Source organism: Nocardia sp. NPDC051787, assembly GCF_040681325.1.
Lineage (GTDB): Bacteria > Actinomycetota > Actinomycetes > Mycobacteriales > Mycobacteriaceae > Nocardia.
In genome coordinates this window covers 146,716-161,074 of record NZ_JBFAYO010000014.1, presented here as the reverse complement: position 1 = coordinate 161,074, position 14,359 = coordinate 146,716, and the positions used below count along the sequence as shown (strand labels likewise).

Below are 14,359 nucleotides of genomic sequence, written 5' to 3'. Positions count from 1 at the left end.
CCCGACGTGGCCCGGAGCCCGGGACCGGCATCGGAGCGGTCGTCGCGAATATCAGGCCGAGGTGACCTTGTCGAGGGTCGGGTAGTCGGTGTAACCGGTGCGGTCGCCGCCGTAGAAGGTCGCCTGGTCGGCGGTGTTGTACGGACCGCCTGCCTTGATCCGGGCGTCGAGGTCCGGGTTCGCCAGCCACAGAGTGGCGAGCGAGACCGCGTCCGTGACACCGGATTCCAGCGCCTCCTCGGCCGCTTCGACGGTCGCGGGGAAAGCCTCCGGTGTGCGGTGCGGGTTGAGGATGAGCGCACCGGGCCACGCGGCGCGCAGCTTCGTGGTCAGCTCGCGGTCGCCGCCCTCGACGATGTGCACATAGGCGATGCCCTGTTCGGCCAGCTGCGTCAGCAGTTCGACGTACAGCGGCGCCGGGTCGGGTTCTTCGATGTGGTTGAACGGGTTGCCGGGCGAGAGCCGGATGCCGACGCGGTCGGCACCGATGGCCTCCGACACCGCGGCCACGACCTCGATGACGAACCGGATGCGGTTGGCCACCGATCCGCCGTAGGAGTCGGTGCGCAGGTTGGTGTTGTCGGCCAAGAACTGGTGCAGCAGGTAGCCGTTCGCGCCGTGCAGCTCGACACCGTCGAACCCGGCCGCGATGGCATTGCGCGCGGCGGCGGTGAAGTCGGCGACCGTGGTGGCGATGTCCTCGGCGGTCATTTCCCGGGGCGTGGGGTGATCGATCATCCCGTCGGGCGTGTACAGCTGCTCGCCGGACTGCACCGCGGACGGGGCGACCGGAAGCGCGCCGTCCGGGTAGAGGGCGGGGTGCCCGATCCGGCCACAGTGGGTGAGCTGGGCGAAGATTCGCCCGCCCGCCTGGTGCACGGCATCGGTGACCTGGCGCCAAGCCTTGGTCTGTTCGGCGTTGTGCAGTCCCGGGGTCAGGAAGTAGCCTTGTCCGATCACGCTGGGCTGGATGCTCTCGCTGATGATCAGGCCCGCGCTCGCCCGCTGGGCGTAGTACTCGGCGGTGAGGTCGGTGACGAGGCCCTGCAGGGTGGCCCGGTTCCGGGTCATCGGAGCCATTACCAGCCGGCTCGGGAGCTGCAATTTGCCGATCGAGACCGGCTCGAACAGGGTGCTCACCATGTACTCCTTAGCTTGTCAGAGTCGCGCGCGGTGGCCCGCCGCGAATACTTTATCGAATCAAGCATCATCGTGTCACAGATCGCTTTAGTCGATCAAGTATCTGCGGCAAAGTTGGCCTAGAATTCCGATATGGCAGTACCGGCAGGCCCCGTGAGCACATCCACCGACCTCGAGCAGGTGATGTTCGAGTTCGTGGACGCCTACAACCACGCCTTCGAGGACGCGGCCCGCGAACACGCGATGAGCATGGCCCACGCGTGCGTACTCGGAAGGGTCGGCACTCCCAGGGGGATGGGCGAACTCGCCGAAGAACTCGGCTGCGACGCCTCCAACATCACCCAGATCGTCACCCGCCTGGAGGCCCGCTCGCTGGTCCAGCGCCAAACCAACCCCGATGACCGCCGCTTCCGGCAGATCAAGCGCACCCGCGAGGGCGACGCCGTCAACGCCGCCTTCGAGGATTCCTTCGACTTCCCTCGCCGCGCCGGCGCCAATCTCACGCCCGGCGAACAACTCCAACTGGCCGAGCTACTCCGCAAAGCCCTTACCCCTCCCCAGTAGCGGTATCCACCTGGGAGCCCGTCGAATACCGGCAGCGCACTGGAATCGAGGCCAGCCGTTCATGAGCCGGGCGAGGCGGTCCCGAGCTGGGGAGGAGGCTCCGGGCTGGGACTGCGCGGCCAACCGGGCGATCGCCGGGTTGGCGACGGGCCGGGTCTCGGATCGGCTGTTTTCGGTTGGCGAACCAGTTCCGGGTGCGGTCCGCCAGGGCGGGGATCGTTCGGCGACCAGTCGGAGGCGGCGTCATGTTCGAGCAAGCGGGCGCGGAACTCGGGATCGGTGCTGAGCTCGCCTTTTTCGGCGAAGAGGCGACGGGGGACAGACGGCGTACCGATGGCGACCACAGGCAGATGGCGCGCGTCGAACTTCGCGCCGATGTTCAGGTATCGATCTCGCCGACCCACAGGTACTTCAGGAGTGCGGTGGGCAAGTACTCCGATTCGATGTCGATGGGGAAGCCGGCGTCGTGGGCGAGGCAGGCGATGGCGAGCGGGCCGAGGGCGACCAGACCCTCAGAGCTCCAGGTCCGGTCCTCGGTCGCGGTCCAGTACTCCTTGTGCCACTGCAGCGCTTCGGCCAGCGCCTTGTTGAATTCGTCGTGGTCCTGCCGTAGATAGCGGTAGAAAAGATTGATCGGCGGATACTCGATTTTCAACAGTAGGTCTTTGTCGATGAACGCAGTTGCGTCCTCGTCGGAGCCGTCGAACCGCGCTGTCTGCGGGTCGGTGCCATCGACCGCGGCGATCAGCTTGTCGCCCATGTCCGGCCGATCCAGCCAGGCACCTTGCAGGGCCTCCACCCAGTGGTAGATGTACTCGAGGATCTCCGCACCCGACCCGCGCATCGACTCACGCAGCAGGGAAACGGGCACCCTGGCCAACATCTCCAGCCGCTCCTTCTCCCGGCAGATCAGCGCAAGATAGAACGAGGTAACCCAAGAGCTTGCGTTCACACAGAACTCCGGGCCTATCGCGGGCAAGGACCGCTCCTGCTCCTGAATCCGCACGCTCACGCTGCTGCCCTCGGCGGCGGTGGCCGCGGCGAACAACGCGGACCCGGTCTGCATCGCCGTGACCCACGCCTCCCACGTCTCGAACTTCACCGCCTCCGGATCCACCGCGCACCGCGACTGCGCCAGGGTCAGAGTCGTGCTCAGAGCCTGGGCCCGCCCGACGCCCTCCGGCTTGTCGAGCCCAGCCAGGACCCAGCTCCTATTCTCCTCGAGAACTGCCAGCCCCTCAGCTGCGTTATCGGTGGGATAGTCGTGGCGCGGAAGGTGAGGAAGGCTGGAAACCAGCTGATCTATCGTGCCGGCAGCAAACAAGTCGACGACCGTCCGGTGGAAACCGACGATCGATTCACCGCCGTCGATACCGGACCGAATCGCTGCGCGTGCCTTGGTGAACGGGAATACCAGCTTCCCATCCGACAACAGCACAGCAGGCTCGCCGTCATCATGAACGTGCCAGTCACCGTCGGTCTCGGCGAGAATGCAGGCACCCAGGAACGACCCGACGAGCCCTACCAGTTGCTCGATGTCGGCGGGGGTGGGATCGTAGCCCGGAACCGCACGCTGGTGTTCGAGTGAGTCCTCCAGCAATTGCAGAGACGCACGGTTCAGCCCGAAGTCGATCCCGCTACCAGGGCCGATGGCTTCCACAGCGAGCCGGACATTCGCCTCGATCGCACTACGTACCTTGTCCACTTTCCCACGGTATCGGCGCCGAGCTGCACAACGAGTCAATCGCCCCCGGCATTGGGAAAGCGACACGCACTCAGCTGCGTCTACCGCGCGGTGCGGTGCGGGTCGTGAACGAAGATCGATTTTCGACACCGCCGGTGATGCTGGAGACCACCCTGAGCCGCTGACGGCAAGAGTCGACGTTGTCGCCCGAGTATTCGTCTCGGCGCTCACGTGTTGTGCCTGTCTTGCGGCGCACCTGCGCGCGAAATCCGAAAACTCAGTTGCCTCGACCGGCGGCTACGGCGGGAGGTAGTGGGCGGGCGAGTTCGCCGACGGTGTGCAGGTGGCCGAGTGCTTGGCGGTAGGAGTCCAGGAGGCTGGTCTGGCAGTAGGGCAGCTGGAGCTCGAGGCAGAACTCTTCGACCATCGGCTGGGCTCGGCGCAGGTTGGCCCGCGGCATGGACGGGAACAGGTGGTGCTCGATCTGGTAATTCAGACCGCCCAGGGCTGCGTCGACGAGCCAGCTGCCGCGGACATTGCGAGATGTGAGCACTTGACGGCGCAGGAAGTCTGTCGAGTCGCCTTCGGCCAGTACTTCCATCCCCTTGTGGTTGGGGGCGAAGGTGCAGCCCATGTAGAACCCGAACAGGCCCTGCTGCACAAGGATGAAGGCCACCGCTTTGCCCGGCGACAGGACCAGGAATACCGCGGCGAGATACCCGGCGGCGTGCGCGGCCAGCAGGACGGCCTCCCAGATGCGGTTCGGTATCGCCCAGCGCAGCACCGCCCGAACACTCGCGTAGTGCAGACTGCCTGCCTCGAGGAAAAGCATCGGAAAGAACAGCCAAGCTTGGTAGCGGAAGATCAGCCGCCGGAAACCCTTGCCGGCCCGTGCTCGATCGCCGGAATGGGCCAGCACTCCCATCACGTCGGGGTCCGAACCCTCTGTGTTGGGGTGAGCGTGGTGCCTGTTGTGGTTACTCACCCACCAGCCGATGCTCAGCCCGATACCGAGATTGCCCGCGATCACACCGAACAGATAGTTGGCCCGCCGACTGCCGAAGATCTGTCTGTGCCCGGCATCATGACCGAGGAATGCGATCTGGGCGAACACCACCGCCAAGAACGCGGCGACGCCCAGTTGCCACCACGAGTTGCCGACGAAGAAGAACGCCGCCCACCCGGCAGCGAACGCCACCGCGGTGACCACGCTCTTCCAGACGTAATACCGCAACCGTCGATCCAGCAGCCCCGCCTGCCGCACCCGACGCAACAAGACCGCGTACTCGCTGCCACGCGCCGGTCCGTGTCCCCGGGTCTGGGTCGACGACGAGGGAAGTCGTCCCTTTCCCGGTGCGCCTTCCTCGATGCGCTCCAACGCTACGAGCGCGTCCGGTGTGGCGGCGGATTTCGGCACCACCCTGCCGGTACTACTTTCGATTACCACGGGTTGCCTACGCATCCTGTTGTCGTTGTCGGTCTCCGGGCTCGAACTGTCGTCCTCCACTCCCGTGCCCAGCACAGCGGGCTACCGGAAGTCAGCACATGGGGGCTCGCCTACCTCGACAACGGAATGTCGCGATGAGACCACCGCCAGGTTAACCGACGTACCGACGGACGCCACATCGGAGTGACGATTGCGCTGCATCGGCTGTAACCGCTAGGCCGAGCTCTGGCGGATAGGTGTAGGCCGGTGCCGATGAGGGCGACGACACGATTCGCCTCGCCCATGCGGCAGCGGTAGCGGTCGAGCGCGACTCTCGTCCAGCTGGAATATCCGAGGCCACAAGACCTTACGCTGCCACTGCAGACACTTCCGTCTGCACTTCGCCGAGACTGCCATTGTCGGCGCCCCCCTGATCCTGTGACGCTGACCTCGGCCCCGACGCCGGGGTGAGCGGCCGGTTCCTCATCCCGGCGCGCTCGAGGCGGCCCTCCTCCAGCTGCGCAGGTACTGCCGCTGACTGGGTGCAGGAGCCCCCGGCGTCGGGTGTCACACCACAACCCGCAGGGAGGCGCAGGGGATGAATGTGAACGATGGCGGTACAGACAGAGGCAATTTGTATTCGGAGGGGCTCGCCGATCTGGAACGAATCGCGAAGTGGCTACGCGCCGAGTCCATCGACACCACGGCAGGCTCCACGGTGAACACCGAGACCGCGCGAGCGCTCGGTTTCCGTTGCGAAGCGGTCGCGGATACCGACGTGGCACGAGACGCGGAGCTCATTCAAGCGCTGGCGAATCGCCACGGTTACGCGTTGCCGCACATACTCACGGTCGAGTCGCGCATCGATTCGGGTGCGCTGCTCGCGTTGATCGAGCGTGTGCACGTGACGCGGGCCGGTGCGGTGATCGTTCCGGGGATGCCGCATCTGGGCGGCGCGGTCCCGGCCGTGCTCACCCAGGTGTGCAGCGTGATCATGCCCGGACATGTGGTGCTCGGCCGCAGCCTGTACCCCACGGCGGCGCAGCCTTCGGGGGTGCACGATCGATAGGGGGCCTCGGGTGACATGTAGCTCGAGCCGCAGCGTATCCGGTGAATTCATCCGCGGTCACCGTGACCATGCGGCCACCCCATCGCCTTCACCGCCGAGCGCAATCTGGGATCACCACTGGGCGGTAACGGCATCGACCAGACAGTCGAACCGTCGTCGGCGTCGATCGCGTGCACGGTCGTGCCGTCGGTCAGGATGAGGTGGCTTGCGTCGGTTATGCCGTCGTAGCGTGACGTGTCCGAGAACGGCGTCGGCTGCTGCCAGATTCGATGTCCGTCGGTGAGATCGAGGCCGGCCAGCTCTGCTCCATCGAGCGATCGGACGATCACGGTGCTACCCACTACTCCTTCGATCGCGCTCATGCGTCCGGTGTGCTCGTCGATGCCGATCTACGCGGTGGACTCGCGAGCGGCGAGCGTGGTGACGAGGCGGTGCGGGCTGTCGGGCGCGTCCGTGACCAAGAAGGCGGGGTGGAATCCGGCGACCACGGCCACCTGGTCGGGATGGGCCGCTGCGGTGCGCAGCGCCGAGACGCGGATGCAGTAGCCGATCACGGCGACCGCTCCGGCGCTGACCTCGGGCTGGGTGGTGAGGAACCGGAGGTAGGCGTCGGCGTCGCGCGGGGCGCGTCGGCGCGAACACTACTGTCGGCATCCGACAGAAAGTCATCGTCAGGTCGAGGGCTCCGGCGGGCGGGCGGGGATCCGGCGATGCAGTGCGAGCTGGATCTCCAGCAGCAGGCGGTCGGCGGGGTCGCCGAGGTCCATGCCGAGGATTTCCTCGACGCGGCGGATGCGGTAGCGCAGCGTGTTCGGATGTACCCGCAGTGCCGCGGCGGCGTTGCGTACGTCGCCGTGTTCGCGGAGATAGGTCTCCACGCTGTCGCGCAGGCTCGCGGAATGTTTGCGGTCGTAGTCGAGTAGTGCGCGCAGCCGTGGATCGTGCAGTTCGGCGCGCGAGCCGACGAGATCGAGTACCTCGCCGAGCAGCACCGCGGTCCGCGACTCGGCGAGGGTGGTCACCCGATGCTTCGGGTAGGTCGCGACGGTGCCGTCCAGGACGCGATCGACCTCGGCCCGCGCGTCGGCTACGCGGCCGAGATCGGGGACGGGGCAGGCGATTGCGGCTCGCAACGCCAGCGAGCTCTTCGTCTCGAGCTGTTCGACCAATTGCCGTGTCCAGGCGGTCACCGTTTGCGCGGAGCGGTAGCCGGGGAGCAGGACGTAGACGCGGTCGCCGAGCGTGGCGGTCACCGCGTTGCCGCGAAAAGAGCTGGCGCGCAAGCGGAGAATGCTGCCGAGGGCGGCGGGCTCGGTGGCGGTGGCCTGCTCGGTGGCCGTGAGGGCGAACCCGACCACCGCGGCCGGACCGCTCGCCGGCACACTCAGCGCTCTCGCCACCGCCGCCGAGTCGACCGCGCCGCCTTCCGCGCCGAACAGTCGCCGGATCAGCAGCGCCTCGGTGGTCGGTGCGTCGAGGCTGCGGGAGATCAGGCGGCCCGCGATGGCCGCGGCGCCCCGTAGAACCTCGGCCGCGTCCGGTTTGAACGGCTGATCGCCCTGCTGCAACCAAATCGCGCCGAGCACTCGCACCGTCCGGCCGCCCGAGTCCGCGGGATGCCGGATGCCGATCGCCAACCTGCGCTTGATGTTCAGCTCGTCGTGCGCGGGCACGTCGATGACTTCGTCGCTGTTGCGCAATCGGTCGAACACGCCCCATTTCCGCAGCACCATCAGGTACTCGGGCGGCCCCGCCCGCCCCAGGATCGACAGCACCCGCAACTGGTCGGCGGTTTCGTCGGACGCCGAGTACGCCAGCACGTGCGAGTTCGGGTCCTCGATGGACACCATCCCGCCCGCGTTCTGCGCGACCATCTGCGCCAGGCCGAACAGATCGATGTCCGCGACAACCGAATCCTCATCCCCGGCCATGTCCATCCTTCGGCCAACTCGACAACGCACTCGCCCCATCTTTGTCCGACTGACTCATTCTTCGGGCAGTTTTCCGGTGTTGACTTCGCTCTACCGGAAAATCGCCTAGTACACCGGACCGAAGAGACCCGCCTACCCCGCAGGAGGATCCATGGACAACGTCGTGTCGCCACCCGAGCCGGTGAACGAGCCGGTGGGCACCTTCGCCCCGGGCAGCGCCGAACGCTCCCGCCTGCAGGCGAAGCTGGCCGAGCTCGCCGCGACGCCGACCGAAATCCATCACGTCATCGGCAGTGAGCATCGGCGCGGTCACGGCGACCGGCTCGAGGTCGTGCAACCACACCGGCACGCCGCCGTGTTGGGCACGCTCACCACGGCGGAGCCGAACGACGTCGAAGACGCCATCGCGGCGGCGACCGCCGCGGCCCCGGGCTGGCGGGCCCTGTCTTTCGCCGACCGCGCCGCGATCTTCCTGCGCGCCGCCGACCTGCTGGCCGGACCGTGGCGCGAAACCATCGCCGCGGCAACGATGCTGGGCCAATCCAAGACGGCCTACCAGGCCGAGATCGACACCCCCTGCGAGCTGGTCGACTTCTGGCGGTTCAACGTGCACTTCGCCCGCCGCATTCTGGCGGATCAACCGATCTCTACACCAGGTGTGTGGAACAAGGTGGACTACCGCCCGCTGGAGGGTTTCGTCTACGCGATCACGCCGTTCAACTTCTCCGCCATCGCGGGCAACCTGCCCACCGCGCCCGCTCTGATGGGCAACACCGTCGTGTGGAAGCCCGCGGTCACCCAGTCGGTGGCGGCGTACTGGACGATGAAACTGCTGGAAGCGGCGGGGCTGCCACCCGGCGTGATCAACATGGTGCACGGCGCCGGACCAGAGGTGTCGGAGGTGGCGCTCGCCGATCGCCGCCTCGCGGGCATCCACTTCACCGGATCGACCGCGACCTTCCAGCACCTGTGGCGCACGGTCGCGACGAACATCGACCGCTACCACACCTACCCGCGTCTGGTCGGCGAGACCGGCGGCAAGGACTTCGTCGTGGCGCACAGCTCGGCTGACCCGGATGTGCTGAGCACGGCGCTGATCCGCGGCGCGTTCGACTACCAGGGCCAGAAGTGCTCGGCCGCCTCGCGCGCGTTCATCCCGAAGTCGGTGTGGGCCAGAATGGGCCGCGAATTCGTCGACCGGGTCGCCACCCTCAGCTACGGCGACGTCACCGACTTCAGCCACTTCGGCGGCGCGCTCATCGACCGGCGCGCCTTCACGAAGAACGCCGACGCTCTCGCGCGTGCCAAGGCGACCCCGAGCCTGACCATCGCCACGGGCGGGCACGCCGACGACAGCGTCGGCTACTTCGTCGAGCCCACCGTCCTGCTCGGCGACGACCCGGCCGACGAGGCATTCCGCACCGAGTACTTCGGCCCGATCCTGGCGGTGCATGTCTACGACGACTCGGTGCGTGGATCGTTCGAGTCCACGCTCGACTTGGTCGACAAGGGCTCCCCCTACGGCCTGACCGGCGCGGTCATCGCCGAGGACCGCGCGGCAATAGTCACCGCCACCGACCGGCTGCGCTTCGCGGCGGGCAACTTCTACATCAACGACAAACCCACCGGCGCGGTCGTCGGCCAGCAGCCGTTCGGCGGGTCGCGCGCGTCCGGCACCAACGACAAGGCAGGCTCGGCGCAGAACCTGCTGCGCTGGACCTCCGCTCGCACGATCAAGGAAACGTTCGTCCCCGCGACCGACCACCGTTACCCGCACCAGGAGCTGTGATGGCCTTCTCCGGACTGCTCCGGCCCGCCGTGCTGGCGGCCTCCCGTTCCCCCCGCATCGAGCGCACGATCACCCGCATGCCGGCCACCAAGAAGGTGGTCGACCGTTTCGTCGCGGGCGAGACCGAGGCCGACGCGGTGACCACGACCTCGGCGCTGCTGCGCTCCGGACGCGCCGTGACGATCGACTATCTCGGCGAGGACACCACCGATCTGGACCAAGCCCGCGCCACCGTCGCGCACTATCTGCGGTTGCTGACGGCGCTGTCCGAATTGCGGGCCGAGGACGAGCAACCTGTGCGCCCACTGGAGGTATCGCTCAAGCTCTCCGCGCTGGGCCAGTCGCTTCCCCAGAACGGATACGCCATCGCACGCGAGCACGCGCACCAGATCTGCACCGCCGCGAGGGACGCGGGTATCTGGGTGACCATCGACGCGGAAGACCACACCACCACCGACTCCACACTGGCCATCGTGCGCGAGCTGCGCCTGGATTTCCCCTGGCTGGGCACGGTTTTGCAGGCCTATCTCAAACGCACCGAGCAAGACTGCCGGACGTTCGCCGGTACCGGATCGAGGATCCGGTTGTGCAAGGGCGCCTATAGCGAACCCGCATCCGTGGCGTATCAGAGCCGAGCCGCGGTCGACGAGTCCTACGCGCGCTGCTTGCGGGTGCTGATGGAGGGCAAGGGCTATCCGATGGTCGCCACACACGATCCCGCGCTCATCGACGAGGCGTTGCGGTACGTGCACGAAACCGGCCGCGCCTGCGGGGACTTCGAGTTCCAGATGCTGCACGGCATTCGCGACGCCGAACAGCGGCGGCTGGTCGCGGCGGGCTACGCGCTGCGCGTCTACGTGCCCTACGGCGACCAGTGGTACGGCTACTTCATGCGCCGATTGGCCGAGCGCCCGGCCAACATCGCGTTCTTCCTGCGCTCCTTCGGCCGAGAATGAGCTGGTTTTGCAGCGCTTGGTCTCGCTTCGCTCGAAAAGCGGTGCTGGGCCGGCGTGGTTGCCATAGCACGAAGCGTGAATATTCAGGTTGGCGGACCGAGCATCGCCCGTTCGCGCGGCCAAAACCACAGAACTTTATTTGTCCAACTGAACGATCACAGCGTCGCTGTGGTCGTATTGAGTAGGCAGCTGAAAATGTGATCTGCGTTACTGCCTCTCCGCGTACCGCAGGTGGACGAAAGGATGTACATGTCCCTCGCGCAGTTACGCAGCCAGATGGTGCGCCGCAAACCTCTCGGCGAGATCGAGGAGGAGAGCGCTCCCGCCGACGAGCGGCTGGCGCGGTCGCTGGGTTTGTGGCAGCTCACGGCGATCGGCGTCGGCGGCATCATCGGCGCGGGCATCTTCACCTTGGCCGGTGCGGTGGCGCACTCCGTCACCGGGCCCTCGGTGCTCATCTCGTTCCTCATCGCGGGCGTGGCCAGCGGCGCCGCCGCGCTGTGTTACGCCGAGTTCGCCGGGATGGTGCCCAAGGCCGGGTCCGCCTACACCTACGGGTACGTGTCACTCGGCGAGATCGCGGGCTGGTTCATCGGCTGGGACCTGCTGCTGGAGTACATCGCGGTCGCGGCGGTGGTCGCCATCGGCGTATCCGGGTACTTCAAGTTCCTGCTCGAGCAGGTCGACATCACGCTGCCGGATTGGATGATGGGCGCCTCCGGCACTGGAGAAGGCCACGTGATCGACGTGTTCGCGGTGCTGTTCTGCCTCGGCACGGCCTGGCTGCTCTCGCGCGGCATCCGCAGCGTCGGCCGGTTCGAGACCGTCGCGGTCGGCATCAAGGTCGCCTTGGTCGTGCTGATCATCGTGCTCGGCGTGTTCCACATCGACAGCTCCAACTACACCCCGTACTTCCCCTTCGGCGCGGGTGCGGTGTGGACCGGCGCGGCCACCGTCTTCTTCGCCGTGTTCGGCTACGACGCGATGAGCACCGCCGCCGAGGAGTCCACCGACGGAAAGAAGCACCTGCCCAAGGCGATCATCTACTCGCTGGCCATCGCCATGGTGCTCTACGTGCTGGCCACCCTGGTGCTGACCGGCATGCAGAAGTACACCGAGATCAGCCCGACCAGCGGGTTCTCCACCGCCTTCGAATCGGTCGGGCAGCCAGGGGTCGCGAACATCATCGCGGTCGGCGCCATCGTCGGCATCATCACCGTGGTGCTCACCTTCATGCTCGGCGTGACCCGGGTGTGGTTCGCCATGAGCCGCGACGGGCTGCTGCCGGAATGGTTCGCCAAGACCCATCCGGTCCGGAAAGTGCCCACCCGGGTGACCTGGATCGTCGGCATCGGATCGGCGCTGATGGCGGGGTTGCTGGACATCACGGTGGTCGCCGAGCTGACCAATATCGGCATCCTGATGGCGTTCATCGTGGTGTCGGTCGCGGTAATCGTGCTGCGGCGCACCCGGCCCGACGAGCCGCGCGAGTTCCGGCTGCCGTTCATGCCGGTCGTCCCGCTGATCGGCATCGGGTTCTCGATGTATCTGATCTGGTCGCTGCCGTGGGAGACCTGGGCGCGCTTCGCGGTTTGGCTGGTCGTCGGCCTGATCGTCTACTTCGGCTACTCACGCACGCACTCCAAGCTCGAGCGCACCGCCGCATCGGCGGGCCCGCTGACCTCCGAGGGGCACTGACGCCGGCCGCTCGGAAATCGGCCGGGTGGGTGGATCGTCCACCCACCCGGCCCCGTCCGACGCCGCCGGTGAACCGAACCGGCTCGCCGGGAGTATTCCTTGCAGATCGGTCGCTCGACTACATACGGTCGGGGTGTCGGGCATCGATGCCGGGGGCCATACGTGGCGGCTCGCACAGGGCCGAGAGGAGCGGGAGCGGATGGAACTCCAGGACGTCGTCTCGTCAGGCGTACTCGAACAGCGCGAACTGGTGGCGCAGGGTCTGGTTTCGGCGCGACAACTCGTCGAGGCGACACTCGACGGCATCGACGCGGCCGCGGATCTCGGCGCCTTCACCCACGTGCGGTATGCGGAAGCCAGGGCAGAGGCCGCCGAGCGGGACCGGGAGCGCGCCGCGGGCGAGGCGGTCGGACCGCTGCACGGCGTCCCGATCGCGGTGAAGGACGAGTTTCACGTCGCCGGTGTGGTCACCACGTTCGGCACCCGGGCGAACTCGACACCTGCCGCGGCGGATGCCGAGATGGTGCGCAGACTGCGCGCGGCAGGGGCGATCATCGTCGGCAAGACCGCGATGCCGGAGTTCGGTCAGTGGCCGTTCACCGAGTCCAGCACGTTCGGGATGACGCACAACCCATGGGATCCCGCCCGCTCCACCGGCGGGTCGAGCGGCGGGTCCGCGGCGGCGGTGGCGGCCGGGCTGGTGCCCGCCGCGCTCGGCGGCGACGGCGGCGGATCGATCCGGATCCCGTCGGCGTGCTGCGGGTTGTTCGGACTCAAACCGCAGCGCGGGCGGGTGCCGATCGCCCCGAACGAACACCTGTGGTGGGCGCTGGGTGCCGCCGGACCGCTCACCCGGAGTGTGCTGGACTCCGCCGTCATCTACGACGTCATCCGGGGCAGCACCCCCACCGACCGGTTCCGGGCGCCCGACCCGGAGACGTCGTTCGAGGCGGCGGCCCGCACACCCGCGCGGCCGCTGCGCATCGGCTACAGCATGAAATCCCCCACGCCGCTGGTGAAACCTGATCCGCTGCATGTTCAGGCGGTCCTGGACACCGCGAAACTCCTTGCGGAGCTGGGCCACACGGTCATGGAAATCAATCCGGCCTACCCGGATTCGACGCACGCCTTCTTCCCGCAGTTCTATGGCGGCGTGCGCGCCGAGCTACCCCAGATGGATCATCCCGAACTGCTCGAACGCCGCACCAGGCAGACGGTCGCGCTCGGCGCGTGGGCGCGCGGACCCGTGGTCGAATGGGCGATCCGGCGCGGAGAGGTGTTGGCGCGCAAGGTCGAGCGGATCTTCACCGAATGCGATCTGCTGCTCACGCCCACCATCGCGATCCGCCCGCCGCTGCTCGGCGTGCTCGACGGCGCGAACACGGTGCGCGCCCAGCTCGCCTCCGTGCCGATGGTCGCCTACACCGCGCTGTGGAACGTGACCGGGCATCCGGCGGCCGCCGTGCCCGCGGGCGTCGGGGAGGACGGGCTGCCGCTGTCGGTTCAGCTGGTCGCTTCCGCGAACGGTGAGACGACGATTCTGCCGGTGGCGGCGCAACTGGAACAGGCACGACCGCAGCCTCGTCCGGGGGGATCGGCGGCATGAGCGCCGCCGGCCACCCACCCTCGGGTGTCGCGCTCGACGACATCGACCGGATCCTGCTCGACCACCTCGCACGGGACGGACGGATGACCAATAACGCCCTCGCCGCCGCCGCGGGGATCGCGCCGTCCACCTGCCTGGGACGGGTGCGGGCGCTGGTGCAGCGCGGCGTCATTCGCGGCTTCCACGCCGACATCGACCCGGCCGCGCTCGGCCGCAGCCTGCAAGCCATGATCGCGGTCCGCCTGCACGCCGGCGCGCGCAGGCAACTGGCCGAGTTCGGCGAGCGCATGTCGGCACTCGACGAAGTGCTCAACGTGTATTTCATCGCGGGCGCCGACGACTATCTCGTCCACGTCGCCACCGCGAACACCGACGAGCTGCGCACGTTCGTGCTGAATCACCTCAGCGCCCATCCCGCGGTCGCCTCGACCGAGACCATCCTCATCTTCGAGCACATGCGCCCCAGGTCGAGGACCGACTGACGGATTTCCTCCGG

The 14,359-nt window shown here is 67.5% G+C and carries 12 protein-coding genes and 1 pseudogene; 7 read left to right on the top strand and 6 right to left on the bottom strand.

The annotated features are described in order from the left end of the window. Window positions 1-51: 51 nt before the first annotated feature. Window positions 52-1,143 carry an alkene reductase gene (locus AB0M45_RS17450; RefSeq protein ID WP_364329500.1) on the bottom strand — a complete coding sequence of 364 codons (1,092 nt, stop codon included), beginning with the start codon at window positions 1,141-1,143 and terminating at the stop codon, window positions 52-54. Between the two features lie 129 nt (window positions 1,144-1,272). Here AB0M45_RS17450 and AB0M45_RS17445 point away from each other — a divergent pair, with 129 nt between their 5' ends. Further along, a complete protein-coding gene (locus tag AB0M45_RS17445) occupies window positions 1,273-1,704 on the top strand; it encodes a MarR family winged helix-turn-helix transcriptional regulator (RefSeq protein ID WP_364329497.1) in 432 nt (143 codons plus the stop codon). A gap of 379 nt (window positions 1,705-2,083) precedes the next feature. Here the strand turns inward: AB0M45_RS17445 and AB0M45_RS17440 are convergent, their stop codons facing one another. Further along, a complete protein-coding gene (locus tag AB0M45_RS17440; protein WP_364329494.1) occupies window positions 2,084-3,409 on the bottom strand; it encodes an immunity 49 family protein in 1,326 nt (441 codons plus the stop codon). 256 nt (window positions 3,410-3,665) lie between these two features. Further along, window positions 3,666-4,808, bottom strand: a complete 1,143-nt coding sequence (locus AB0M45_RS17435; RefSeq protein ID WP_364329491.1) for an acyl-CoA desaturase — start codon at window positions 4,806-4,808, stop codon at window positions 3,666-3,668. Between the two features lie 604 nt (window positions 4,809-5,412). Here AB0M45_RS17435 and AB0M45_RS17430 point away from each other — a divergent pair. Continuing rightward, window positions 5,413-5,883, top strand: a complete 471-nt coding sequence (locus tag AB0M45_RS17430; protein ID WP_364329488.1) for a hypothetical protein — start codon at window positions 5,413-5,415, stop codon at window positions 5,881-5,883. A 47-nt stretch (window positions 5,884-5,930) separates the two neighbouring features. Here the strand turns inward: AB0M45_RS17430 and AB0M45_RS17425 are convergent, their stop codons facing one another. The 3 genes and pseudogenes from AB0M45_RS17425 to AB0M45_RS17415 all read right to left on the bottom strand — a co-directional run bounded on the left by AB0M45_RS17425 (window position 5,931) and on the right by AB0M45_RS17415 (window position 7,814). Then, window positions 5,931-6,245 (bottom strand): PQQ-binding-like beta-propeller repeat protein, encoded by a 315-nt coding sequence (locus tag AB0M45_RS17425; RefSeq protein WP_364329485.1) that lies wholly within the window; start codon window positions 6,243-6,245, stop codon window positions 5,931-5,933. Window positions 6,246-6,272: 27 nt separating this feature from the next. Continuing rightward, a pseudogene (locus tag AB0M45_RS17420) lies at window positions 6,273-6,497 on the bottom strand (dienelactone hydrolase family protein); the annotation flags it as partial. Window positions 6,498-6,554: 57 nt separating this feature from the next. After that, complete coding sequence (locus AB0M45_RS17415; protein ID WP_364329482.1) at window positions 6,555-7,814, bottom strand: helix-turn-helix domain-containing protein; 1,260 nt, start codon at window positions 7,812-7,814, stop codon at window positions 6,555-6,557. A gap of 151 nt (window positions 7,815-7,965) precedes the next feature. On the opposite strand from AB0M45_RS17415, the gene pruA reads away from it, so the two are divergent. From pruA to AB0M45_RS17390, 5 genes are all read left to right on the top strand, one after another. After that, window positions 7,966-9,603 carry an L-glutamate gamma-semialdehyde dehydrogenase gene (gene pruA, locus AB0M45_RS17410; RefSeq protein ID WP_364329479.1) on the top strand — a complete coding sequence of 546 codons (1,638 nt, stop codon included), beginning with the start codon at window positions 7,966-7,968 and terminating at the stop codon, window positions 9,601-9,603. After that, complete coding sequence (locus AB0M45_RS17405; RefSeq protein WP_364329475.1) at window positions 9,603-10,559, top strand: proline dehydrogenase family protein; 957 nt, start codon at window positions 9,603-9,605, stop codon at window positions 10,557-10,559. Before pruA ends, AB0M45_RS17405 begins: the two co-directional genes overlap by 1 nt. Before the next feature lie 249 nt (window positions 10,560-10,808). Continuing rightward, the gene (locus tag AB0M45_RS17400) at window positions 10,809-12,257 is read left to right on the top strand and encodes an amino acid permease (RefSeq protein ID WP_364329472.1); all 1,449 of its coding nucleotides are present in this window, start codon (window positions 10,809-10,811) and stop codon (window positions 12,255-12,257) included. Window positions 12,258-12,456: 199 nt separating this feature from the next. Then, complete coding sequence (locus tag AB0M45_RS17395; RefSeq protein ID WP_364329469.1) at window positions 12,457-13,863, top strand: amidase; 1,407 nt, start codon at window positions 12,457-12,459, stop codon at window positions 13,861-13,863. Further along, complete coding sequence (locus tag AB0M45_RS17390; RefSeq protein WP_364329466.1) at window positions 13,860-14,345, top strand: Lrp/AsnC family transcriptional regulator; 486 nt, start codon at window positions 13,860-13,862, stop codon at window positions 14,343-14,345. The genes AB0M45_RS17395 and AB0M45_RS17390 overlap by 4 nt, the downstream gene beginning before the upstream one ends. Window positions 14,346-14,359: the final 14 nt, after the last annotated feature.

Bases quoted from the DNA above. Each gene is read 5' to 3' on its own strand.
- AB0M45_RS17405 (WP_364329475.1), top strand. From the start codon at position 9,603: ATGGCCTTCTCCGGACTGCTCCGGCCCGCCGTGCTGGCGGCCTCCCGT.
- AB0M45_RS17445 (WP_364329497.1), top strand. From the start codon at position 1,273: ATGGCAGTACCGGCAGGCCCCGTGAGCACATCCACCGACCTCGAGCAG.
- AB0M45_RS17390 (WP_364329466.1), top strand. From the start codon at position 13,860: ATGAGCGCCGCCGGCCACCCACCCTCGGGTGTCGCGCTCGACGACATC.
- pruA (WP_364329479.1), top strand. From the start codon at position 7,966: ATGGACAACGTCGTGTCGCCACCCGAGCCGGTGAACGAGCCGGTGGGC.
- AB0M45_RS17415 (WP_364329482.1), bottom strand. From the start codon at position 7,814: ATGGCCGGGGATGAGGATTCGGTTGTCGCGGACATCGATCTGTTCGGC.
- AB0M45_RS17395 (WP_364329469.1), top strand. From the start codon at position 12,457: ATGGAACTCCAGGACGTCGTCTCGTCAGGCGTACTCGAACAGCGCGAA.
- AB0M45_RS17425 (WP_364329485.1), bottom strand. From the start codon at position 6,245: ATGAGCGCGATCGAAGGAGTAGTGGGTAGCACCGTGATCGTCCGATCG.
- AB0M45_RS17450 (WP_364329500.1), bottom strand. From the start codon at position 1,143: ATGGTGAGCACCCTGTTCGAGCCGGTCTCGATCGGCAAATTGCAGCTC.
- AB0M45_RS17400 (WP_364329472.1), top strand. From the start codon at position 10,809: ATGTCCCTCGCGCAGTTACGCAGCCAGATGGTGCGCCGCAAACCTCTC.
- AB0M45_RS17430 (WP_364329488.1), top strand. From the start codon at position 5,413: ATGAATGTGAACGATGGCGGTACAGACAGAGGCAATTTGTATTCGGAG.